This is a genomic window from Enterococcus rotai, from assembly GCF_001465345.1.
Classification (GTDB): Bacteria; Bacillota; Bacilli; order Lactobacillales; family Enterococcaceae; genus Enterococcus_L; species Enterococcus_L rotai.
The window spans coordinates 504,048-528,552 of the sequence record NZ_CP013655.1 but is presented as its reverse complement, the minus strand read 5'-3'; the positions used below and the strand labels follow the sequence as shown (position 1 = coordinate 528,552).

At 33.5% G+C, this 24,505-nt stretch carries 21 protein-coding genes; 14 read left to right on the top strand and 7 right to left on the bottom strand.

What is annotated here, in order from left to right:
• Nucleotides 1-2 precede the first annotated feature (2 nt).
• The 10 genes from ATZ35_RS02490 to ATZ35_RS02445 all read left to right on the top strand — a co-directional run bounded on the left by ATZ35_RS02490 (nt 3) and on the right by ATZ35_RS02445 (nt 10,270).
• Complete coding sequence (locus tag ATZ35_RS02490; RefSeq protein WP_208929355.1) at nt 3-953, top strand: DUF6005 family protein; 951 nt, start codon at nt 3-5, stop codon at nt 951-953.
• Nucleotides 954-977: 24 nt separating this feature from the next.
• A complete protein-coding gene (locus ATZ35_RS02485) occupies nt 978-2,309 on the top strand; it encodes a protein kinase family protein (protein ID WP_208929353.1) in 1,332 nt (443 codons plus the stop codon).
• Nucleotides 2,302-2,742, top strand: a complete 441-nt coding sequence (locus ATZ35_RS16910; RefSeq protein WP_208930411.1) for a nucleoside-diphosphate kinase — start codon at nt 2,302-2,304, stop codon at nt 2,740-2,742. The genes ATZ35_RS02485 and ATZ35_RS16910 overlap by 8 nt, the downstream gene beginning before the upstream one ends.
• 625 nt (nt 2,743-3,367) lie before the next feature.
• The gene (locus ATZ35_RS02475) at nt 3,368-4,519 is read left to right on the top strand and encodes a glycosyltransferase family 4 protein (RefSeq protein WP_208929351.1); all 1,152 of its coding nucleotides are present in this window, start codon (nt 3,368-3,370) and stop codon (nt 4,517-4,519) included.
• Nucleotides 4,520-4,542: 23 nt separating this feature from the next.
• Nucleotides 4,543-5,178, top strand: coding sequence for a dTMP kinase (locus tag ATZ35_RS02470; RefSeq protein WP_208929349.1), 636 nt, complete (start codon nt 4,543-4,545; stop codon nt 5,176-5,178).
• A gap of 6 nt (nt 5,179-5,184) precedes the next feature.
• Complete coding sequence (locus ATZ35_RS02465; RefSeq protein WP_208929347.1) at nt 5,185-5,916, top strand: class-II aminoacyl-tRNA synthetase family protein; 732 nt, start codon at nt 5,185-5,187, stop codon at nt 5,914-5,916.
• A gap of 213 nt (nt 5,917-6,129) precedes the next feature.
• Nucleotides 6,130-7,161, top strand: a complete 1,032-nt coding sequence (locus ATZ35_RS02460; RefSeq protein ID WP_208929345.1) for a nucleotidyltransferase family protein — start codon at nt 6,130-6,132, stop codon at nt 7,159-7,161.
• A gap of 8 nt (nt 7,162-7,169) precedes the next feature.
• Entirely contained in the window at nt 7,170-8,102 is a 933-nt protein-coding gene (locus ATZ35_RS02455) for a DNA methyltransferase (RefSeq protein WP_208929343.1), read from the top strand.
• Nucleotides 8,092-8,601, top strand: coding sequence for an NUDIX hydrolase (locus tag ATZ35_RS02450; protein WP_208929341.1), 510 nt, complete (start codon nt 8,092-8,094; stop codon nt 8,599-8,601). Before ATZ35_RS02455 ends, ATZ35_RS02450 begins: the two co-directional genes overlap by 11 nt.
• A gap of 406 nt (nt 8,602-9,007) precedes the next feature.
• Nucleotides 9,008-10,270, top strand: coding sequence for an MFS transporter (locus tag ATZ35_RS02445; RefSeq protein ID WP_208929339.1), 1,263 nt, complete (start codon nt 9,008-9,010; stop codon nt 10,268-10,270).
• A gap of 65 nt (nt 10,271-10,335) precedes the next feature.
• Here ATZ35_RS02445 and ATZ35_RS02440 read toward each other — a convergent pair whose 3' ends face one another.
• The 4 genes from ATZ35_RS02440 to ATZ35_RS02425 are packed head-to-tail and all read right to left on the bottom strand — an operon-like array spanning nt 10,336 to nt 13,759.
• A complete protein-coding gene (locus ATZ35_RS02440; protein ID WP_208929337.1) occupies nt 10,336-11,505 on the bottom strand; it encodes a hypothetical protein in 1,170 nt (389 codons plus the stop codon).
• A gap of 34 nt (nt 11,506-11,539) precedes the next feature.
• Entirely contained in the window at nt 11,540-12,385 is an 846-nt protein-coding gene (locus ATZ35_RS02435) for a YitT family protein (RefSeq protein ID WP_208929334.1), read from the bottom strand.
• Entirely contained in the window at nt 12,382-13,521 is a 1,140-nt protein-coding gene (locus ATZ35_RS02430) for a M20/M25/M40 family metallo-hydrolase (RefSeq protein ID WP_208929331.1), read from the bottom strand. The genes ATZ35_RS02435 and ATZ35_RS02430 overlap by 4 nt, the downstream gene beginning before the upstream one ends.
• 28 nt (nt 13,522-13,549) lie before the next feature.
• Nucleotides 13,550-13,759 carry a hypothetical protein gene (locus ATZ35_RS02425; RefSeq protein ID WP_208929328.1) on the bottom strand — a complete coding sequence of 70 codons (210 nt, stop codon included), beginning with the start codon at nt 13,757-13,759 and terminating at the stop codon, nt 13,550-13,552.
• A gap of 766 nt (nt 13,760-14,525) precedes the next feature.
• Here ATZ35_RS02425 and cls point away from each other — a divergent pair.
• Both cls and ATZ35_RS02415 read left to right on the top strand, forming a co-directional pair.
• Nucleotides 14,526-16,025, top strand: coding sequence for a cardiolipin synthase (gene cls, locus ATZ35_RS02420; RefSeq protein WP_208929325.1), 1,500 nt, complete (start codon nt 14,526-14,528; stop codon nt 16,023-16,025).
• Nucleotides 16,026-16,123: 98 nt separating this feature from the next.
• Nucleotides 16,124-17,605 carry an AcpB/EbpR/MafR family transcriptional regulator gene (locus ATZ35_RS02415; protein WP_208929322.1) on the top strand — a complete coding sequence of 494 codons (1,482 nt, stop codon included), beginning with the start codon at nt 16,124-16,126 and terminating at the stop codon, nt 17,603-17,605.
• Between the two features lie 56 nt (nt 17,606-17,661).
• Here the strand turns inward: ATZ35_RS02415 and ATZ35_RS02410 are convergent, their stop codons facing one another.
• Genes ATZ35_RS02410 through ATZ35_RS02400 form a run of 3 tightly spaced genes read right to left on the bottom strand, consistent with a single transcriptional unit; the run spans nt 17,662 to nt 21,419 of the window.
• Nucleotides 17,662-18,807, bottom strand: coding sequence for an ArgE/DapE family deacylase (locus tag ATZ35_RS02410; protein ID WP_208929320.1), 1,146 nt, complete (start codon nt 18,805-18,807; stop codon nt 17,662-17,664).
• Between the two features lie 15 nt (nt 18,808-18,822).
• Nucleotides 18,823-20,220, bottom strand: coding sequence for an MFS transporter (locus ATZ35_RS02405; protein ID WP_208929317.1), 1,398 nt, complete (start codon nt 20,218-20,220; stop codon nt 18,823-18,825).
• A gap of 2 nt (nt 20,221-20,222) precedes the next feature.
• Nucleotides 20,223-21,419, bottom strand: a complete 1,197-nt coding sequence (locus ATZ35_RS02400) for a M20 family metallopeptidase (RefSeq protein ID WP_208929314.1) — start codon at nt 21,417-21,419, stop codon at nt 20,223-20,225.
• Between the two features lie 188 nt (nt 21,420-21,607).
• On the opposite strand from ATZ35_RS02400, the gene ATZ35_RS02395 reads away from it, so the two are divergent.
• Nucleotides 21,608-23,947, top strand: coding sequence for a helix-turn-helix domain-containing protein (locus tag ATZ35_RS02395; RefSeq protein ID WP_208929311.1), 2,340 nt, complete (start codon nt 21,608-21,610; stop codon nt 23,945-23,947).
• Between the two features lie 80 nt (nt 23,948-24,027).
• Complete coding sequence (locus tag ATZ35_RS02390; RefSeq protein WP_208929308.1) at nt 24,028-24,501, top strand: glutathione peroxidase; 474 nt, start codon at nt 24,028-24,030, stop codon at nt 24,499-24,501.
• The last annotated feature ends 4 nt before the right edge of the window (nt 24,502-24,505 follow it).

Here is a 24,505-nt window from a genome sequence, read left to right as displayed (position 1 = left end):
AAATGGTGTTTAAAGATTTTCAATTAAATTGCTTTGAAATGCTGATAGCTGACATTCTACTCAAAAATAAACTAGATTATCATTATGCATTTCATGAAGTTGGCTTATGTTATTTTGAATCTACAAATAAAAAAGATAAAGATGTTTTATTTACAGATAATTCTAAGTATTCAGAAATTTTAGAAAGGATATTTAACATTAAAATGATAGAAAATATATATAATGATTTCACCGAATATTCAAAAAATATTACTAATAAGTTAGAAAGCAGCTCTGTTATTGTTAAACTGGATAACTTCTATTTACCGTACTCCAATGCTTATAAAAAAAAGCATATGGTACACGCAATTTCAATAATATACGAAACTAATCGATATTACTACATTTCAGATAATTACTATGGATATGAGGGAAAAGTTGAAAAGAAAATAATTTTTGAAGCGATTCAAAAATTATTAAAAATTAAGGGTCACTACGGCGAATTGATATCATTCGACTTCTTGAATTGTGAGACTCAGAATATCGATACGTCAGCTATAAAAAGAAAAAATTTAAGTCTTATGATTGATAAAAATTACTATCCACAACTAAAAGGATTCAATAAGTATGTTGGTATTTTTGCTATAGATCGGCTAAAAAAAAATTTAGAAATGAGTATACAAACAAAAAATATTGAAAATATTGAAGATATTGCTGAAATAACAGATCGAATAAGTCGTTCTAGAATTCAAGGTTCTGTTTTTTTTAAGCTATTTAATGATAGAGTTATTTCTAAAGTGTATGGTGACGCTCAGAGAGAATGGGCTATCATAACTGTTCTACTGATGAAAGTATTCGTTCGTGAAGATTTTAGTTCTAATTTAAGTTCAAAGTTATTTAGTAGGTTAGAAAATATCAAGAAAAAAGAAATTGAAATTGTAAAGCATCTAAAAGCTGAGATAAATACCTATTAACATATTTTCTAAAAGGGGTTAAAAATGAACTGCTTGTATATTATGGGAATACCTAATGTAGGAAAAACTAAATTATTACTAGAGCTTAAAAATGATCCAAGATTTTATATTCCACTCCATACGACTAATCGACCTAGAAGGATAGATGATACAAACTTTTATAAGTTTAGAAATAAAGAGTATTTTTTAAAAAATGATATGTTTATATCAGTGGGAGATACCAATAACAGATACTATGGAGTTTGTCAAAAAGATATTAATAAAGAGAAGAAAAGACAGAGAATTCTGACAATTAATTGTTCTATAAAGAATTTACCGGATCTATTGGAAAATACGAATAAACAATTTATTTGCCTTCTCCTTTCTAGAAATATTGACGATAGAATATATTCAAGTAAGTATAGTAAAAGTGAACAAGAATATAGGTACATAGAGACTATTAATGAACAAAAAATTGTTTCTGAGTATGTGCCAAATAAAGTGACTAAGGTATATTATATCGAAGACTTCAGTAATTTTGATGAAATGTATTTACATATAATTAAAGATATTGAAGAGTATTTTTTTGATTGTAATACACAAGTTTGTAAAAAAATTAAATATACATTAAAAAAAGAATATGTTTTAGATTATGTTGATTTTTTAAATATGAGAGACAGACAGATAAAAAAATTCTCTATGGAGGGGTGTTGTTATAAATATCAATACATTAAAGGTCGAAGGATGAGTTTGGACAGTAGAAAGGATTTTTTAGATGTATTAACCTATATAGAAAGTATGGAAGCATATAAGGAGAACCGATTTATATCTACTAAGGACAGAAAAACCATCCTCTTAGAAATAATAGAACATATTGAATTTGTTAAAAATAAAAAAACATTTTTCTTTAATAAAGAGTGGCAAGACTTTTTTAATAGTAATTTATCAAAATCTATTGAGTTAATAGATACATTTAAGAATGAAAAAATGTACCTTTCACATGGAGACTTACATTATAAAAACATATTGATACATGATAAAAAAATTTATTTTATTGATTATGAAGAGGTAGCTTATACGCCATTATTTTATGATAGACTAGTGTACATTTACAGATATATTAATAATATACCAGGTATGTTAGATGAAGAAAAAATATATGAAATTTTGAGTGTAGTGTCCACAAATTATAAGTACACCTTACGTTTGTTACGACTTTACTGTATAAAAGTGATTATTCAAAAAAAATTTTTAGAAGTAACTAAACAAACAAAAATAGATACATGGAAAAATGATTCTTGGATTTTGTGGAAAAATGATTTTGAAAAATTAAATAGATTTGCGATCTCAAATTGTGAAGTAATAGGAGCTGAGTAGGATAAATAAGACATTAATTATTTTAAAGCCAGATTGTTTAGAAAGAAAATTAACCGCATCATGTCTAGATATTTTGCTTAATGTAGGGATCATCAGGAAATTAAAATATCACACTGTTTCATCAGATGAGATTTTGAGGCATTATTCTGATAATTTAATAAATTCTGATGATTCAATTAAAAAGAGAGTGCTTGATTATTTTGTTAATAAAGAAATAATAATTATTATTTTAGAAGGTCCAGATATTATTAAGAAAGTAAGGAGACTTGTAGGGGAATCGGATCCATCGCTATCAAGTAAAGAAACAATACGAGGAAGATTTGGCATAGATTCTTATAAACAAGCTGATATAGAAAATAGAAGTTGTAGAAATATAATCCATGCTAGTGACAGTCAAACCACATTTGAATATGAAAAGTCCATATGGTTTTAGTAAATTAGTATAGATATATGGACTTTGGAATAAATTAGTCCATATATTTAATAGGGAGAATTAGTTTAAAATTTAGTAATAAAAAATGCATAGAAAATAAAGGGAAACAAGGATGTATTTTTGTAGCTACACCTGTATTTAATAAGGTTTGCTTTTTTGAGAATCGCGTTGACGATGTAACATAACTTTCTGGAGACTAATCCAAAAAGCTGTGACAGACCGTCTCTTGTCATAAAAAACTTTGAGGCAGGATTATGTCGTATTGAAAATAGAACAGAAGCAATAATATCATACTTACGTTTTTCAATATCAATCCCACTATAGAATATAATTATACCAACTTCATAATAAGTTGGATTGAAATCTACTCCACTGAAAAGTGTTACTACTTTGTTCTAGATAGAGGAGTTCTATGTCTAGCCTATTCGTAAACAGAGAGAAGTGTAAATTTTTCACTGACAAGTTCATAGACTCAAGAGGAAAATGACATGGTCTATCAATCCAGTAATGGTATTATCTCAAATTTATTGAGTTAATACCTAATGAAAAATAACGATGGTTAATAAGGTTATCCATTAAAATCTGAAGATTGAAACCTTAAATATAATATACAAGGAGAAAATACGTGCATATTTGTTTAGTTTCAGAAGAATTTCCAATTGAAACACAAAAAGGAGGGATTGCAACATATCAATATATTATGGCAAAAACATTGTTTGAACTTGGGCATGTCGTTCATGTAATTTGTAAGACGCATTGTAAAACGGATAGAGTCGAAGTTCACGAGGGAATAACCTTACATTACGTATCATATAGTAGTATGGGGACGGATTATGAAAGAAATGTTATATACAGAAAAAAAGTATGCCAACAGATGAAAGAATTAGAAGATCAAATTGATATTTTTGAAGTTGCTGATTGGGGAGCCGAGTCTCACTATTACTTACCTATTAGAAAAAAGCCTGTTGTTATAAAATTACATACACCCTATTTTGTCTGGAATGAATATAACAATACTAAGTCTTCTAAGAAAAATAAAATGTTACAGAAGCACGAAATTGAGGATATTTTAAAATGTGATAATATATATTCCTGCTCTCACTCTTTGGCAAATATAGTAAATGAAACAATTCCTAATTTAAATACGGTGATTAAAGTTATTAACAATCCTGTCTTTATCAATGAATTAATTATTTCAAAGGATATTATTAAAGAAAAACATATATTATATATAGGTAGTTTAGAGCAAAGGAAAGGTGTTTTAAAATTAGCAAAGGAATTAAATTTCTTTTTTAGAGATGTTACAGATTATAAAGTTATTTTTACAGGAGCAGATTCTAACAGGAATGAATTCGGTATATCAACAAAAAGAATGATTGAAAATATAGTAGACGTTGAGCACCATGATAAAATAATCTTCACTGGACAATTACCACACAAAGAAATTACAAGTTTACTTGAGAAAGCGACAGTATCAATTTTTCCTTCGTTATATGAAAATTTTCCTTACGTATTACTAGAATCAATAAATGAAGAATGCCTTAATATTGGAAGTGAGAACGGAGGAATGGCAGAAATAATAGATGAAAACTCCGGATTGTTATGTAATCCATATATTATGGGTGACATTTGTAAAAAGTTGAAAGAAGCGATTACAATGGGAAATGAAGAACGGCTAAAGCTTACAAAAACAGCGAAGAGTCATTTAATTCAATTTGAACGCTTCACAATAGCAGAAAAAACGGTTGAATTTTATAAAACAACTTTAAAAAAATAATTATATTTTTCAGAGGAGAATCTATGTCAATAACTATCGGAATTGAAGGTAATGATGGCGCGGGGAAGAGTTCCGTAATAAAACTCTTAAAAAAATATTATATTTCAAAAGGGTATAAAGTGTTAGTCGTTAGATTTAATATGTCATATATAACCCTTCCTGCTATAAAAGAAGGTAAGAAAAGATTGTATTCTTGCGAAGTTAATTCTCTTTTGCATTATTTAAGCATTAAAGATCAATATGAGAGATATGTTTCAAAATTTAAAAAAAGAAAATACATCATAATTTGGGATAGATATATATACTCTGTATGCTCTAGGGGCGTAGTAAGAGGGATGGGAACCACTCTTTTAAGTTTCATTTTAAAGAGTACACCGCCACTTGATATTATTATTTATTTAGATATCGATCCCAATCTAGCCCTTAAAAGACTTAATGGAAACGTAAACTTTTGGGAATCTGGCTTAGATATATATTTAAATAAAAAAAAGGAAATAGCATTTATAAAATTTCAAAAAAATGTGAGAGAAGAGAGTTTAAAACTTTTTTCTGAGGTTAACAGCTGCTATGTAATAGATGCTGACGAAGAAAAAACAATATTGCTAAAAAAAATTGTGAAAATTATAGATAATAAAGTAAAACATCCATACAGGAGGTAAAGAATCATGAATGATTTTTATCAAGAAATTTTGATTCAATGGCATAACCTTGTAAAAAAATTAGAAAAAGACTTTTCGATGATTCACAATAATTACTCTAAAGTAATTCAAGCAAATATCTTTGATTCAACAGGTTATAATGATCTTTTTATTGACAATCTAATTTATATTGATAATAGCAAAACAACATGCATTAGTCCTACAGTATGTCACCATGTTTATTCAGAACTTCAAGATACACAATGTCATAACAATATTTTTAGTGTAGAAAATTTATGTGGTCGTAAACAAGATAATCATGGAGTTACGGATCATCATTATCCGTTATTTACTATGCACGAATTTATAATAATTGGAACAAAAGACTACGTTGATGAAATGACGCTATTACTAGAAAATAAAATTATAGAAATCTTTTCAATGATATTTGGTGAACTAGAGATAGTTCAAGCAAATGATTCTTTTTTTAGTAATCCTCAAAAAGCACTATTAAAAAAAATACAGACCAATCAGAATGTAAAGAAAGAGATACGTGTCAATCAAGTGTCGCTATCTTCTATAAATAAATTAGGTAAAAAATATGGACGAGCATTAAATATTAAATCCGTTTTAAATAATGAGTATGTAAGTTCATCCTGCATAGGTTTTGGTTTAGATCGATTTGTTAGAGTATTAGAGCAGTTTAATAAAGATGATGTAGTAAAAAAAATAGAAGGAGTTATAAATGGTTATGAATAGATACTTAAAGTGTATTCAAGAATTTGAAATATCATCAAAACACAGGTTGGATGACATGGATTCGTTATCTAAAGTGAAATTAATTATCTATATTGAAGATTCGTTACAAATAAAAATTAATTATAATTTTTTAACGATAGACAGTTTTACTTCTTATGATAACTTGATTCTTTTAATAGAAGAGTCGTTAGAATCAGCGAAAGGAAAATGAAGATGGAACAATCATTTGTAGTAAATTTACTTAATGAAAACATAAATGATATGGACATAAACTATATGGAATGTTTAAATTTCCCTTGTATTATCGAAATATTAAGTACTCATAAGTTATTAGGACACGCTTATTTTTTAATAAAAAAAAATAAGTTAGAAGATGGTATTCATAATAAGTGGCTAGATATTTTAAAGTTTTACTATTTAGGAACACATGAAAAAAATGAAATTTACCTAAAAGAATTTAAACGCATATTAACTCAAGTTGAAGGTGTAAAAGGAATAAAGGGGATAGACCTATTACAAAATTTATATCCAACGTATGGGCAAAGACCCATAAATGATATAGATTTACTGCTGGATACATATAAAAGTGACATACATGAAGTAACTTATCAATTAAATGAACTTGGATACAAACAGACATACTTGGAAAGGTCTGATGAAAAAAAAGTAAAAAAAGATGAAATAATATATAAGTTAATCACACACAGCTCATTACCACCGTTTGTTAAGAGAATTGGAAACAATAGGATTAAAGTTGATATAAATATCAAAATGAAAGGAAAGCTAGAAAAAATAAAAAGTATTGATAGCTTTGAGAATATATTAAATTTAGTTAATGAAATATATTTTAATCAAACCAATATTCATTCAGTTATGTATTTCAAAGATATTGAATTAATTAAATATGTTGATTTAGATTATATTTTTAAAAGATTCTCTTATGAAGATTTTTCTGAATTCTTTTCGAAAGCTGTTGATAAGGGAATGCGTGAAGAATTAGAATTTGTCTTAAAATGTTATTTAAGCGTTTTCGAAAATAACAATATGAAACTATTTTTTGAAAAAAATAAATTAGAATTCCAAGTGGATACATATTCAGTTACATTTCCAGGGGAGAATACGTATAATTGGGAACAAACTTTTTCAACATTAATATTTGATGTAAATAGACGTAAAAAGCTAATTTTATCAGAAGATGGACAATTTAATAAATATGAACAAACGTTTAAAAAATTTAAGAGGTGAGTATAAGTATGGATAAATTGGTCGAAGTTTCCAATGAATCAATTGGTAGAAATAGACGAAATAGTATATATATCGGTGAAAATAGCCAAATTCTATCTCAACTACAACAAAATTATAAAATTATTTATATAGATGCTCCATACAATACAGGTGATGAAGTATTTTTTGATCAAGAAAAAAATAGCTGGTCGCATCAAGTAGACTGGACAGAAATGATTTATTCTAGAGTAAAGCAATGTTATAATCTTTTAGATGACAATGGTGTGATACTCTTTTCAATAGATGATCATGAGTTAGTATCTGTAAGAAAAATATTGGATAATATCTTCGGGAAGGTTAACTATTTAACTACATTTGTTTGGAGAAGAAGAAATTTTTCTGATGCCCATGAGGATTATATTTCATGTGATCATGAATATATTGTCTGTTATTCAAAAAGCAAACTTAAATATTTACAAAAGAAAATTTCAACTTGGATAAACTGTGAAGATACCCTAAACTACAGAGAAGATGGTTTCACAGATCTTATAGGCAGTAATCAAGCTAGTGCTAGGAACCACATAAATAAACTTTTTAATAATCAGGTAGTGACGAATTATCCCAAACCCGTGAATTTGTTAACATCGCTTTTTTCTATTTTTGTAGAAGATGGTGATCGAATTTTGGATATATTTGCTGGATCTGGAACGACAGGGGAAGCATGCATGGAAATATCATCCCAAAATAATATATCTGTTAATTTCACTCTAATTCAAATTTCAAAGCCTAAAAATAATAAACTAATACATGATGTAGCAAATTTAACTGTACAAAGAAATAAGCAAGCATATAAGAGTATTTCAAAAAAATATGCTAAGTTAGATGGTTTTAGTGTATACTTAATTTCATCTTTGAGAGAAGAAAATATATTTAGAAATATAGGTGAAAACTATGAAAAATAGCAATAGTGGTAGTGTTAGTACTCATTTTGGTGTTTATGGCGTTAGCAAAAAAAAAAATTATCTAATGTGTATAAAGAAAAATGCAGGACCATATAAAAACAGATTCGATATTCCAGGAGGAAGCCAAGAAGATTTTGAAGGTTTAACGGAAACACTGTGTAGAGAATTTTTAGAAGAAACTGGTTATAGTATAAAGGTATATTCAAATCCTAGGGTATATGATGCTTTTATTAAAGAAATAAACTCTACCCATACTGTTCATCATATCATGGTATTTTATGATGTTGTGGCTGATACTACTCATAGAAAATCATTGCCTAAAGTTCTGGCAGATGGGCTTAATGATTCAGATGGGGTTATATGGAAAAAGTTAGAAGATTTGAATGAGGATAATTCTTCGCCACTAATATTAAAGATCAAAGAAGAAGTAGCACAAGAGAACGAAATGGAAAAATACGAAAATTTTGACTGGATTGTAAATGAAACCGAAATTCTATGATATACTTTCAATCAACTATTTTAGTTAACAGTATACAGAAAAGCCAAAGAGATTTTCATCTTTTCGGTTTTTTTGTATAGAATACGAATCAATTCAATGACTTTGGCATGTTCAGAATTATGATAAATAACGAAAAGCATTGTTTATTGTTGTGAATTTAGGGTATAGCAATTGTTTACAGTTTTTTTATTTTGGGTAAATTAACTGTTGACTTGATATCAGGTCTAAGTAATAATAGGATAATTATGTTGACTAGAGCAAATAATTCTTTGTATCTAACTAGATCAATAAATTTTATTTATTAATTACATGAAAATAAAGCATTAGATATTATAGAGATTTCTTTTTAAACTATAGATAGTGAAAAAGTGAGCAAACTTCAATTTAAACAGCTAGGAGAATGGCAATGGAAACAACAAAAAGAAATTACACCCCTTTGATTGGTTCTTTATATACAAATTTTATTTTTCAAGGGATGGCAGCGATTATTTTATCGCAAAACCTTAATGCTTTGATGGAAAGTTGGCAGGCAACAGTTCAGCAAGTGACATTAGTTATCAGTGGTATCGGGTTGGGTCGGGTACTGATTTTGTATTTTGCTGGCTATTTTTCAGATAAGTTTGGACGGAAGAAGACGGTTCAATTAGGGATCATCAGTTATTTGATTTTCTTTATTGGGATCTTAATTAGTCAGAACTATTTGCAAGGACTTTTCTTTGCTGTCTTTGCTGGATTTAGCAATGCATTTTTAGACACGAGTACCTATCCAACTTTGATGGAAGCTTATCCAAATGAAAAAGATAATAGCTCTCTTAGTGTCTTGAATAAAGCCTTTATTTCTTTAGGGCAATTTATTTTACCGTTGTTAACCAGATTTATGTTGAATCATGGGATTTATTACGGGCTAGTTTTTATCGGATGTGCGTTGGGATTATTTCTTAATTTGCTCTATATTTCTAGGCTTAGTTTTCCAGAAAGAGCAGAGGTGCAGGCGGAGCCGCTACAAATAGTGAATGAAGACGAAACTAGTGCTAAAAGTAAACAACCGCTATTTAAAGTAGAAGGATTAGCATTACTGGTATTTAGTTTTACTTGTGTTTCAACCTTTAATATTTTTATTTTGTGGGTACCTACTTTTGCGGAATCATTGAATTTGATGAATCACTCAAATAGTTTAGTTTTGGTCAGTGCGTATAGTATCGGTTCTTTCGCCTCAGTATTTTTAACTTCGCTAATCGTAAAACGCGGTGTTGCACCAACCTTATTACTTGTTTGGTGTACGTTGATTTCTCTATTCTTATTGATTGGTATGACATTGTTTCCTAGTGTGCCAATGTTTTTAGTCGGTTCGATCGGGATTGGTGTGTTTGCGGCAGGTGGAATCTGGCAGTTAGGGCTAGCTGTGTTGTTGGAGTTGTTTTCTAAAGGAAAAGGGCGGATCACCAGTTATTATTCAATTGCTACTTCAATTTCTGTGATGATCATTCCTTATATTACAGGTCAGTTGGAGAAAATAAATGTATCACTGATTTTTGGGTTGAATATAGTATTGACGGCAATCGGTGTTATGGCGGCTGTGATCATTCGCTATCGTTATAAAAAAGTTACCAGTGATTGGCAAGAGGGAACGGAAGAAATAGTGAAATTAAAAGAGCTGGTTGATCAATAAATGAATAAAGAAGAGCCTGAAACATAACTCAAAAAGTTATGTTTCAGGTTCCTTTTTATTTAATGTTATCCGATTAAATTCACTAAGATACCAGTAATGAAAACGGAGGTGATCGTCACTGTGGAAAATCCTGCAATGACCATTTTAGGCAAGATTTGACCTTCGATCAACGCGATTTCTTCAGGTGTTCCATTGATACTTTTAGCTGCTTCTTGACTTAAAATCATCGTACCTGGAAAGCCATACAACGAGGTTAAACCAATGGCAATCGACATAGATAAACTATAGCCAAGAAACTTCCCAGCGATAGCAGCGAACAGGACATTTCCTGTAACCCCAACTAAAAACGAAAGTGTCAGAGGTAAAATCAATTCAATCAAATCATGAATCGAAATGGTGGCCAATGGACCAAAAATAATAATCAAAATAGCTAACATCATCAATCCATAAGCATCGATTCCATTCAAGATGTTTGGTTTGAAAAGGTTCAACTCTCTTAACGCAATCCCGAATAACAAGCAGAGAATAAAGGTATTGATCATACCGTTTGTTAAATTATTAACGAGTGTTGCTAGTAAAACAGTAACCCCGACCACAAACAATGTTCCAGCAGTTGTATGGAAAAGTTCTGGTAAACGGGTTTTCTTTGGCTCTGTTTCTTCTACTTGCTCCGCTCCGGCAAAAGCATCTGGATTTTTTTGGTATTCTTGATGTAGGCGATTGGCTTCTTTTCTTAAAATCAGTGAGGTCAAAGGGAAACCAATCAGACCTTGAAAGGCTGAAATCAAAACAGGTAAAACCGCTACTGACAATAGACCAGCCGCGATAGCAGCATCTTGGACCATAATGATCGAAATCGTACCGCCGGAAATAGCACCGATTGCTGCAATGGCGTAACTTTGGTCTTCAAATAATGGACCAACCAGTAATAAAGCAGCGACAATTCCTAATGTAGCAGCGACACCAATTAAAAAAGTCCGCCATTGTTGTTTAAATTCTTTTAAACTGATCGTTGTACCAAGATGGACTAAAATAAAGCCAACCACAGTTGTTCCTAAGGCTAATAGTGAAGAACTCGGCAATAAATCTTCTGGAAACAAGTTTGTTTTAAAGCCAATTAAAAAGATTAATGAGGCGATCAGCAAGGTCGACAGTAACGATTTTGTTTTTTTAGAAATATAATCACTGACTGTCCAGACCAACATAATAATCGTAAAAGCTAACACAGAATTCATAATTTTTGCTCTCCTTTTTCTAATATGCTATTTTTTATTGAATAGGATGATAAGTAAACCCTAAGCCGTGAACCTCTGCAACATTTGAAACAATGACAAATGATGTTGGATCGATGCTATCGATGATGCGCATAACTGCAGGATACTCACTATTTGAGCTGACGATCATCAACATCTGGTTTTCCTGTTGTGTTTTGCCACCAGTAACGTTGAATAATGTGATACCACGATTAACGGTTTGCAGTAATTCGTCTTTTATTTCAGTGGTTTTATCCTGGCTAAAAATCAAAATAGATTTTCTTCGTTTGACCCCAGTTTCGATATAGGTCATCACAACGGAAGTCACGATAATCGATAATATCGCAAACAGAAATGACTCAACCCCAAAAATGAACACATTTAGTAAAACGATAAATGCATCTGTTACCAGTAGACCAGTCGAAGTGTTGATATGCCAATACTTTTGTAAAATCAGCGGGGGAATCGTGGTACCACCACTTGAGGCACCGATTTTATAGAGAATGGCAACACCAATCCCAAAAATCGCACTACCGAAAAGAACGGAAAGTAAGCGATCTGATGTGATCATAATCTCAGGGACAACGGCTAAAAATAAGGGGAAAAGTAGACTGCCAATCAAAGTATTCAAAAACACTTTTTTCCCTAAGAAAATAATCGTTAAAAGCAACATCAAACAATTTAAGACTAAAACAACGACTGACCGATCGATCGAAAAAGCGGCTTCTGCCAAAATACCTAATCCACTCACTCCGCCTGCTGCAATATGATGAGGACCTAAAAACATATTGATTGCAATACTTAGTAGTAAAACAGCAAGAATGATCAATGCGATATTTTGACCTTTACGTAACGCCGTCATTTTACTGACCCATTTGAAGTGGCGGCATTTGGCATTTCAGCAACGATCGCTAAAGCTAATTCGACGGTTTTCAGCATTTCTGCAACTGGAATATATTCGTTGACCGTGTGAATTTCTTCATATCCAATTGAGAGATTTAAAGTAGGCTTGCCATGAGCGTTAAAAATATTCGCATCACTGCCGCCGCCGCTGATTTCAGGTGTAAAGGTCCGACCAATTTTAGCTGTCGCGGTTTTTGCGATTTTAACGGGATCAGAATCATCAGCTAGATGAAAACCAGTTGCCTTTTGGTCGACTGAAAGAGTGAAGGTTCCACCATATTGGGAAGTAGCATTGTTAAACGCTTCTTCTAAAGTAGTAAGGAAATCACGGGCTTTTTCATCTGAGATCGAACGGACTTCACCTTGAATCATCAAGTGTTCCATTACAACATTGATTCCTGCACCACCGTTGATTTTTCCGATGTTTGCTGTTGTGTGCTCATCCAAGCGACCGAAAGGGGTGGTTTCAAGCGCGTTTTGCGCGATCGTAAATGCTGAGATGCCTTTTTCTGGTTCTAGACCAGCATGAGCAGCTTTCCCGGTTACTTCAATGTCAAACATATATAAGAAAGGACTGGCAACGATCCCGTTTCCTACAGCACCAGAGTTATCAAGAACATAACCAAATGCTGAATCGATCAAAGACATATCCAAGGCTGCGGCTCCAATCAACCCAATTTCTTCACCAGGTGAAAAGACAAATTCTATCGGTCCTGTTTCAATTTTATGTTCATTGATGGTTTCTATCATTTCTAAAAGAATAGCGATACCAGCTTTATTGTCGGCGGCTAAAATCGTTTCACCCTTAGAATAGAGAACACCATTTTTTTCAATGACCTTGATCCCTTCACCTGGTTCGACCGTATCTACATGGCAAGAAAAGAAAATCGGTTGTTTATCCAAGTTTCCTTTGTGTTTAGCAATCAAATTATTTGAGCCCAGTTTGGTCGTTGTCATTGAATCATCTTCTATCACGACTAAACCAAGTGTAGAAAGTTTCTGACTTAACAACTGGACAAATGCACCTTCCTTTCCAGAAACAGAATCTACTTCTACCAACTCTGTAAAGGTATCAATCAATCTTTGCTTATTCATTTAAAACATCCTTTCTTATTTAAAAACATTATTCTGCGACCATCCAAACTTCATCGATCAATTTGATTCGATGTAATTTGAAATCCTGTAACAAAGAAATATGAGCAATTATTTTTTCCATGGCAAGCTCTTCATTTGGTTCCATTGAAACGAATTGCTTTGCAATCGTTTCGCCATGTGCATTCAAAAGCTTAGCTTCAAAAAGATATCCGTAAGAAAAGTACTGCTCGATTTTCATTTCTAAACCTCCTTATAGTAAAGGTAACAACGTTCCGCTGCGCTGCACCTTGTACTTTTCAACATCAGTTCATTTCATTCGCTGTGTTTCAAAGCAAAAGCGAAGCGGCCTCATTCAGCTCTGACAGGAAAAAGATAAAAGATGACTGAGGTGCTTTTTACCTCATTCAACTTTTATCTTTTTCCCGAAGAGCTAGGCCGTGAAGCTAGATAACATACGGTAACAACGTTCCGCTACGCTGCACCTTGTACTTTTCAACATCTTAATAACAGAAGGAAGCAACGTTCCTTTCAGTCATCTTGTACCAAGTCTTTTCGTGCGACGAGTAATCGCAGGAGCAATCAATATCAACTCATCACTTCGTTGTATTTCTTGGCATGTTTCAAAGCAAAAGCGAATCGGGCTCGTTAAGCTCTGACAGGAAAATAGGAAAGATAATAGAAAATCTTCACTCATTCCATTTCCTTTGTTTTCTACATCACAAACTTACCATGAGTGAGGGGGAGAAATGAATGGCAAAAAAAGTGCAAAACAGAACTTTTTTGTCATTTGATCATTTTATTTTAAGTAGAAATCAAGTAGGACAAGGGATTAGACGATATACTGAATAAAAAGTGACAATGTTTTCCAAAAAAGTGAAAAAAATGCCTGTATTCTTGTTTTTTTATCCGCTATTATTATGAATAAATAAGCTGTCTCTCAAGATAAAGTAAAATTTATAGTAGGTTTCGAATTAAAAACTATTGTTATTTAAAAGGAGAAAATCATGAATCCATTATTTCGTCGATTTAGCATTGTTTTATTTGTTTTCATTTTCACAATAGGCATTCTTTTCATTTTTTTACCTCAATTCATTTGGGGAATTTTAACCTTGTTTGAAGTGCTGTCGATTGTGTTAAGTATGTACATTGTATTTAAAAAGAACGATGTAACCAGTGTAAAAGTTGCTTGGGTGCTTACGTTGTATTTTCTGCCTATCATTGGTTCATTTATCTATTTGTTCTTCGGGCGATCAAACTTAAAAAGCAATGCCATCCAGCAGAAAGAACAAGAAATGTTGGTTCATTATGTTCAAAGTATCAATAGCAATCAACGATTAGAATCAGCAAGTTTGTTAGAAGAAAGAAATGAGCGTTTGGCTAAGAAATCTGTGTTGGGAGGGAATCAGTTTGAAGTGCTCACAGATGGTGAAGAGACGTTCGCTGCGATTTTTAAGAAGTTGAATGAAGCGGAACATCATATCCACTTGTTTTATTTCATCATCAAAGAAGATGAGTTAGCAGATCGACTTAGAAAAATTTTGATAAAAAAAGCGAAGGAAGGGGTAAACGTTCGTTTTGGTGTAGATGGCTTAGGTTCTGTAAAGCTGTCAGATGCGTACCTTGAGTCATTAAGAGCGGTACAAATCGAGGTGGAAATTTTTAACCCGATCCATTCGTTTTATCATCTTTCCCGAGCAAACTGGCGTAATCATAGGAAAGTGATCATTGTTGATGGGAAGGTTGGTTTTACAGGAGGCTTGAATATCGGAAATGAATATTTAGGTATTACTCCAAAGTTTTCCCATTGGCGGGACACACATTTACAAATTACTGGTCCATTGGTAACACAGCTACAAGAAACTTTTTTATATGATTGGCTCTATATGAAAAACAGTGCGGGGACAGCTAGTAAATTTATGTCTGAGACGTATTTTCCGTTGGGTAGTACAGGAACTGACGAGGGGCAAGTGATTTATGGCGGACCGTATGATCAAGAGCGAGTGGTTCGGGATGTGTTGTTTAACTTGATCGACTCCGCAAAGGGAAAAGTCTCTATTGCCAGTCCGTACTTAGTTCCAGATGATGAAATGCTGGCGTTATTAAGAAGAGTTGCCCGTAATGGCGTCAAGGTTGAAGTAATCATTCCAGGCAAAGGCGACCGGAAATTATCTTATTATGGTAATGATTTTTACCTTGAGACACTAGTTAGTGCAGGAATTGATGTGTATAAATATGATGATACAGCTTTTTTACATTGTAAAGTAATGATTATCGATGAAGAAGTCGCGACAATTGGCTCGACTAATTTTGATATCCGTAGTTTTGATATCAATCATGAAGTATCGGCTATTTTATATAATGGCCAAGCAATTCATAGGTTATCTGAAGCATTTAAAAGGGACCGAGACAACTCAAAACAAATCACGATTCGGGAATTAGCCCAAAGAAGCACTTGGAAAAAAATCAAAGGGAAAATTTGTGGACTGTTTGCTCCGCTTTTATAAAGGCTTGTTAATCACTTTTAGCGTGTTTTAAAAGTACTCATGTTATACTATTACAAACGAGTGTAACAGAATGAAGACACATCCGAGGGGGCCAAAACATGCGTAAGTTGTATATGGATTTAGTCACAGATAAAAAAGCGATCCGGTTGATTCATTTGATTTATTTTTTAGCGGATACCTCTGATCTACTGACAATGGAAGATGTGGCTGCTAACTTGGGTGTGACGAAGAAAACTTTGAAGAGTGACTTAGCTTTACTACAGGAATATAGCCCTGAAATAGATGGGTTTGTGCAAGTAAAAAAAGAAACAATTATTTTTAACCGGGATAGCACCTATACGATCGAAGAAATTTTATCAGACATTATTGATCAGCAACCGCTTTTTACGTTGCTCAGTGCTCTTTTGGATGGTGAAGAATATTCGATCGAAACATGGTGTGAACGGATTTGGTTGTCAGAACGAACGCTAAGACGTTACTTGCCGAATTTGACGGAAGTGTTGGAACGCTATAATCTGACACTGCAGTTGTCTCCTTTTTTAGCGTTGATCGGTGAAGAAGCCAACATCAGGTATTTATACTTTGATTATACGAGCCAACGTGGGTGGCGGGAAGAGGATGTTCATTTAGATAAAACAATCCAAAAGTTTTATTACGAATTCCAAGAGTCTTTCTTGACTAAATATCAACAGGTTTTAACATTAGATGCTAATCGGGCAAAATTGTGGCATCATGTTATTCTGCAAAGAGTCACGAAGCATTTATTTATCCCACCTAGACCAAATGTAAAACAAAAATACCCAATGACTGAGCGCTTTGATGTATTTTCTGAAATTTATGATCAGTTAATGAAAAAGTATTTTGCCATTGAAAATTTACCTTACGAAGAACATATTTATGCTTATGTTGTAACATTGGCTAGTGTGATTTATTTGCCTCCAGAAGGGGAAATTTATTCAATCAACCTGACTCGTAAACATTCATATGAAAATAAGTATAATAGCATTTTTGATTTTAAAGATAGTCTTCCTCTTGATCCGTTCAAAAGCAAAGAGATGTATCATTGTGTGAATTCATTTTTGGAAAATCTTAGCTTACTATCAAGAGTCACACCGCTATTTCAACGGAATTCTTGGGAGCTGAATCAATATGCGCAGACAGAATTTCCTGAAATTTACCACGCTTGTTTAACTAAATTAAAACAAGTCAGATTAGCACATGATGCACCACTGGTCTATCCAGAAGATATCGCAACCAATTTGAGTTTACTTTTTAGTTCTTATTTGATTGATACGACAATTGAAAATAATAAAAAAATCCTATTGAGTATTTCTGGAGAAGCCTGTTATGTTCAGCATTTGATTGCTCTTTTGAAGAAACGTATACCGGGGAATTTTGATATTGTTTGGGTATTTAATGAAAAAATTAATGAAGAGTATATAAAAAAAGAAGGAATTGATGTCATTATTTACAATCATGTTATGTTGATTCCAATCGAAGGCTGTTTAAACATTAAAGTGTCACAATTTCCTGCAACAGGAGAATTAGAACGGTTGACGAAAAAGTTGTTTGAGCTTTAAGGTTAGAGAGAGAAAGAAAAAAGACGAGATGAAAATTCTCGTCTTTTTTCTGCTATCTAGTTCAAAAATGTTTTCGCAATTTCTTCATTGATTGTGATCATTTGGTAAAAATCATTGATAGAAACAAATTCATTGGGTTGATGAGCGTATTTTGTTTCACCAGGACCAAGAATTAAAATAGGAAATTCTTTTTTCACACGTTCAAATTGTGAACCATCTGTATAACCAGTCATGCCAAAGGTATTGGCGGTTTCACCTATAACGTCTGAAACGACTTTTTGTGTTAAGACAGTGAAAGGATCATCAAGTTCTGTTTTCATAGAAGGTAAGTCATTAATGAATTCAATCTCTGCTTTAAAATTAGGAACAGTTGCTGTTAATTTATCCAGCATCGCTTTAAATTGTTGTTTTAATTCAGTGTGATTTTGAGCTTTGATGGTACGAATATCGATTTCTACAGTGCATTTGTCGGGCACAACATTGGTTCCATTGCCGCCATTGATAATATCAAGACTAGATGTTGAGGCACCGACCAGTTCGTCTACTGATTGAGAAAAATCGAAGGTTTCTTTAAAGGCATTTAAAACAAGCAACATATGTTCAATCGCATTTACTCCTTGATCTGGCATTGAACCATGTGCTGTTTTGCCATACGTTGTGATGCGAGGCCATAAAGCACCTTTGTGTGCAACACCGATTTCCACATTTGTCGGTTCACCAATCACTAATGCGTCAAGATCATCTGCGTATCCTTGATCAACTAATTGACCGGAACCGATGGCACTTGTTTCTTCCCCGATGGTTGCTAAAAGTTTTACTGTACCTTTAAAATTTGAGCCAGCTTCTTTTAAACGAATCATGGCAACGACGGCTGCGATCAGACCTGATTTCATATCACAGGTTCCACGACCGTACAGTAAGCCATCTTTTTCAAATGCACTAAAAGGATCTTCATCCCAAGGAATCTCACCGACAGGAACGACATCCATATGGCCAGAAAATCCTAGAACTGGACCTGCTTCATTGCCTTTTAAAGTGGCAACTAATTGATTGCGTCCAGCGCTATACTCTACTTGTTCACAAGGAATATCGTGTTTTTCAAAAAGAGTTTGTAATTTATCCGCAACTAATTTTTCGTCTCCTAAAATACTTTTGATTTGTACGACTTCTTTTAATAATTGTAATGCTTCTTGATTATTCATGGTTGATTTCTCTCCTTATACTTGTTTTTCCTTTGGAATGATAAATAGGATGGAACCTAAAGCTAAAACGCAGAAAAGAATATTTGTCAGTAAGCCAAATGTAGCACCTTGTGTGTAATTCCCACCAGCACTAAAGCCGTTATAAACTGCTGCAGAAATGGCTACGCCTAAGGCACCGCCAAGTGAACTGGCCATTTTATAAATACCGGAAGCAACACCTGCTTTTTCATTTGGAACACTAGAAATCGCTGTATCTGTAGAGGGAGTAGCGTACATTCCTAGACCCATTCCAAATAGGCTGTAACCGATAAAAACTAAAATAAAATAGACAGTTCCAGTAACCATTGTTAAAGCCATCAAGCCTACACCAGTACCAGAAAGAATGGTTCCCCATAGCATGGGTTTTTTCGCTCCGATAGTTTGTAATAATTTTTCCCCGATCCGAATCGTGATCAAAACCAAACACAAGTAACCAATTGATAACATCCCAGTTTTGGCAGAAGAAAGACCGCGACCTTGTTGAACATAGGTATTGATCACGATCAATGTACCAGCGACTGCATTCAATAAGAAATTGGAAATGGTTGCACCAAGATAGCCGCGATTTTCAAATAGAGAAAATTCAACAAAACTATTATCGATTGTTTGTTCTACTTTATAAAAGGCAATCAACCCTATAATGACGATTACAGCTAAAATAAGTACAATTGGACTTGTCCAACCTAACTCAGAGCCTTTAGAAACGACAACATTTAAAGCTACCATTGAAACGATAAATAATAGCAAACCAATTGAGTCAAATTTACTATTACTATCATTAACGACTTTACTTTCCGGGGTGCCAAAAATCAATAATGCACTACAAATTGAAACGATAATTGAAAAAATAAAAACGTAGCGCCAGCCTAATGAACTTGCAATAGCTCCGCCAAAAAATGAGCATAAACCTGAACCCCCCCAAGAACCGATCGACCAATAACTTAAAGCTCGTTGACGATCTTTGCCTTCATAATAGGTTTTAACTAAGGCCATTGTTGCTGGCATGATACAAGCAGCGGATAGCCCTTGTAAAATTCGGCCACCGATAAATAAAACAGGTCCGTGTGCAACCACTAAAGCTGCTGAACCGATAACGCTTAAAATAAGGCCGATATAAGTTAATTTCATTCGTCCTAGCTTATCAGCTAATCCGCCAGCTACGACGATAAAGATACCTGAGAATAAACCAGTCATGGAAATTCCTATGTTTAAAACACCAGAAGAAACCCCTAAGTCACTTTGTACGGCTGGCGCCATATTTAGTAAAGATTGGGCAAATAGCCAATAGGTCAATACGCTTAATACGATTCCAATCAGTAATTTATTTGTCCCTTTGTATGCTGCAGTATCTACTGTATGTGTTGTTGCTTTCATGATTAAACTCCTTCAGATAAATAATGTAAGACAGCTGCGCCCATTGATTTTGCAGCAATCAATAGACAGTCTTCATCTATATAAAATTTTGGATGATGATGTGGATACATTGGTGTTCCTTCTTTGTGTGCGCCAACGAAAAAGAAACAACTTGGACGCTCTTTGGCATAATAAGCAAAATCTTCAGAAGGAGTTTGTGGTCCACACTCGATTAGTTGTTTCACTTCTGGGATTTGTGCTTTGTTCAAGGCTGCTGCGACCATTTCAGTGGTTTTTGGATCGTTGACACAAACAGGATAATCATTGGCATAATCAAGTTCATAGCTGATACCAAAGGTCCGGCAGATTCCATCTAAAATTTGTTTGAATTCTTTTTCAACGATTGCTCGAGTTTCTTCTTTCATGATCCGTACATCACCTTCAAGCGTAACAGAATCTTTGATCACGTTAGCTGAACCTTTACCATCAAAAGAACCGATTGTAACGGTTGCAGTATCAAATGGATCGATTCTACGGCTGACGATCGTTTGAACAGCTGTTACAAATTGAGAAGCTGCAACGATCGTATCATTGGCGTCTTGAGGAGTTGAACCATGACCACCTTTTCCTTGCATGATGACTTTAAACGTTGCCCGACCAGTATGAACCGATCCTGGATGGTAAAGTACATCGCCAAGTGGCATCATACTCATAACGTGGATTCCCAGCACATGATCGATACCGTCTAAACAACCAGCTTCGATCATCCCTTTAGCACCACCAGGTGGTACTTCTTCGGCAGGTTGATGAATCACACGAATCGTTCCTGTTAGCTGTTCTTTCAATTCAATCAATGAATCCGCTAAAATCATCATGTAAGCTGTGTGCCCATCGTGTCCGCAAGCATGCATCACACCAGCTGTTTTGGATGAAAAGGGCAGACCTGTATCTTCTTGGATTGGCAAAGCGTCGAAATCTGCTCGGATTGCCAAGCTTGGTCCCACCTTTCCCCCATGAATATCGACTAAAAGTCCATGACCGCCGCCAATATTCGTTTGAACAGTACAATCCTTTCCAGCATAAAAATCAGCAATATATTGTGCCGTTTTCGTTTCATGAAACGATAATTCTGGATTCTCATGAAAATGGCGACGGATTGCGATCATATCTGCTTCTTTTTGTTGAAGCTTTGTAAATAGTTGTGTCTGTAGATCGTTCATTTAAACTGCTCCTTTCAAATACAATTCATATTCTATGCTTAATTAAAAACTTCACAATGCCAGGAATTTCCTAATTTCAGAGAGTTCTTTTAAAAAACAAAAGCAGGAAATAAATGACACTAGAAACGAACGTTATTTTCTGATTTAGATGGTATAATAGGAAAGAGATAGAAAGTAGAGGATTAAAAATGATTGTAAATGAAAATTATCAGATCAATTATCAACAATTAGATAAGGAAAAGCATGTTTTTTGTAAAGAAACAACCATTTTAGTTGTGTTAAAAGGATCGATGCTCATAACGATAGCTGAAACAACGAATCAAATAGAAGCTGGCGAGTTATTTTTAGTAAATACTGGTGATCAATTTGTTTTAGCAACTACTGCAGTTGCTGCTTGTTCATACTTAGAGCTGGGTATGAACAATCTTTTTTTCGCAACTCAATTTCCAGCCTTTTTTTATACGCACTTTGAATGTCAGCCAAAACAAAAAGAGCATGGCAAAATGCATGCGATCGCTTCATTAAGAAGACAAGTTGCTGAACTATGCTTGGTTGAGCTTAGTGATGATCCATCGAAACGGTTGAAAATAACGTTATATTTGACACAAATTATTTTGTCACTTGTCCATCATTTTCAAAAAGAAGAAGTCTTAGACTATCATCCTTCCGATAATCAAAAACTTAGAGAAATTCTAGAATATATTGAAGAACATTATCAAAATGGTATTTTATTATCTGATGTCGCAGATCATTTCTTTATGTCAGAGTCCGCTCTATCTAAGTTTTTTAAAAAGGAAACTGGGGAATATTTTTCTCATTATGTGCGGACGATTTGTGTGAAGCATAGCTTATCAGAATTACTTTATACGAAAAAAAGTATTGAGCAAATTGCGTTGGATAATGGATTTAGCAATAGTAAAACGTACCGTGAACATTTCAAAAAAATATTTAATGATTCACCAACTAATTACCGCTCAGCCCATTTACCAGAATCTCGTACACCGAAAAAAAACAATCAGAAAATCCAAACACCTGAACTTCAGGTGAAGGAAATCTTGATCCCATTATATAGCTATATCCAAACGGCGACAGATGATGTAAGGCCGTCAGAATTATCCTTAAAAACAAAGCAATTGCATATCACAACAGAAAAGCAAGCAACCAACTATCAGAAAAAAGAAATCATTATTCATATTGGGTCATGGGAAGCTTTGGGCTCAAAAAAAATTCAAACAGAAATTTTAGAGTTAAAAAAGCAAATGGACATCAAGTACATTAGTATTCAGCGTTTATTTAGACAAATTCCTTTATCTGTTCAGGTTCATCAAGAAGCTTCTATGAACTCTTTTCCTGCATTTGAAAATTGGGATTATATTTTGACCTTTTTAGAAGAAGCAGATATCGCTATTTTTTATCAATTGTCCCTTGTAGAATTCAAACAATTTAGTGTGGGAGTCAAAGCACTTTATCCTAAGTTTTTCCAGTATATCCAAAATAATTTTGGCATAAGATCAATTGGACAATGGAAAATCAATTGTTTGTTTAAAGGAGAAAATCTTGTAGAATACTATCCAGAATTCTTAGAAATAAAACAAATGCTGGCTACTATTTCACCAAAAATCGAAATTGGGGCTGAGATTCCTTTGCCTGATCCGTTCTTTGAGAAAAAAGATCAGAAGCTGACAGAATTTTTTTGCAAAACAATCGCGACAGCTTGCGATTTTCTCTCATTTTCAGCCGAACCGAATTACGTGTTTCAAAATTTAGACAGCACATTTCCTGATTTGAAGAACTATCATCAATATGTATTGAATAAAACTATGGATATCAAGCATATTCTAAAAGAATACGAAATCAAGTTACCGCTATACCTTACTGAATGGAACACGTTAACTGGGATGACTAGAAATAGTAATGGGACATTTTTTAGAGGTGCGATTATTTTAAAAGATCTTTTAATCTTGGACACGTTGGTAGAAGGGTTCGGATTTTGGTTGAATATTGAATTATATGAGCAAGAAACACAAGAGCGACCATTAAAAAATGATGGCTTGGAATTGTTTCACTATTATAGCGGCAAACGCCCAGCTTATTTTTGTTTATGGCTAGCAAGAAGAATGCAGGGAGGAGTTTTGGCTCAAGGGGAAGAATATATATTGACCTATGAAGAGGGGCAATACCAACTGTTGTTGTTTAATACGAATTATTTTGATCCTCATTTGTCTTCGGAAGAAGCCTTTCTTAAAAGTCAGGCAGTGACGTTTGAAATTGAATTAACCGCCATAAAATCAGCGAATTATCAGGTCAAGCAAATTGATTTTAATCGCCATAATGGTGCATTGTTTTACACCTATGAAGAGTTTAGTAACGCCGGGACACTTGATTTAGAAGCGCAAGAATATATTGTGGACAATACTCGTCCTAAAATCAAAGTTTTTGATACTCAAATCGACAATAGCTTCAATTATTATGTGACGCTTGATACGAATGGCATCGCGTTATTGGAATTAAAACCGATTCTTGACTGAATGGAAGCTTGTTTCCTTGACGTAAAAATTTCTACTAGCTAGTATTTAATAAAGCAAGCAACAAGAGAGGACGAAATAAAATGAGTATTTATGACTATCAAGTAAAAACGACAAATGGTGAAACTACATCACTAGAACAGTATCGAGGAAAAGTACTTTTGATTGTGAATACAGCGACTGGTTGTGGATTTACACCTCAATATGAGGGATTGGAAGAGCTATATAAAAAATATCGTGAGCAAGGGTTAGAGATCTTAGACTTTCCTTGTAATCAATTTGGTCATCAAGCACCGGGAACAAACCAAGAAATCAGTGACTTTTGTCAACTGACGTATCAAACGACTTTTCAAACGTTTGGTAAAATTGATGTCAACGGAGAAAATGTTGATCCGTTATATGATTTTTTGAAGGGGAAAAAAGGTGGGATTTTAGGTGGCGCGATCAAGTGGAACTTTACTAAATTTTTAGTGGATCGTGAAGGCAATGTTGTGAAACGTTTTGCACCGACTGTTGAACCTGAGAAAATTGCTGGAGATATTGAAAAAATATTGTAAGAAA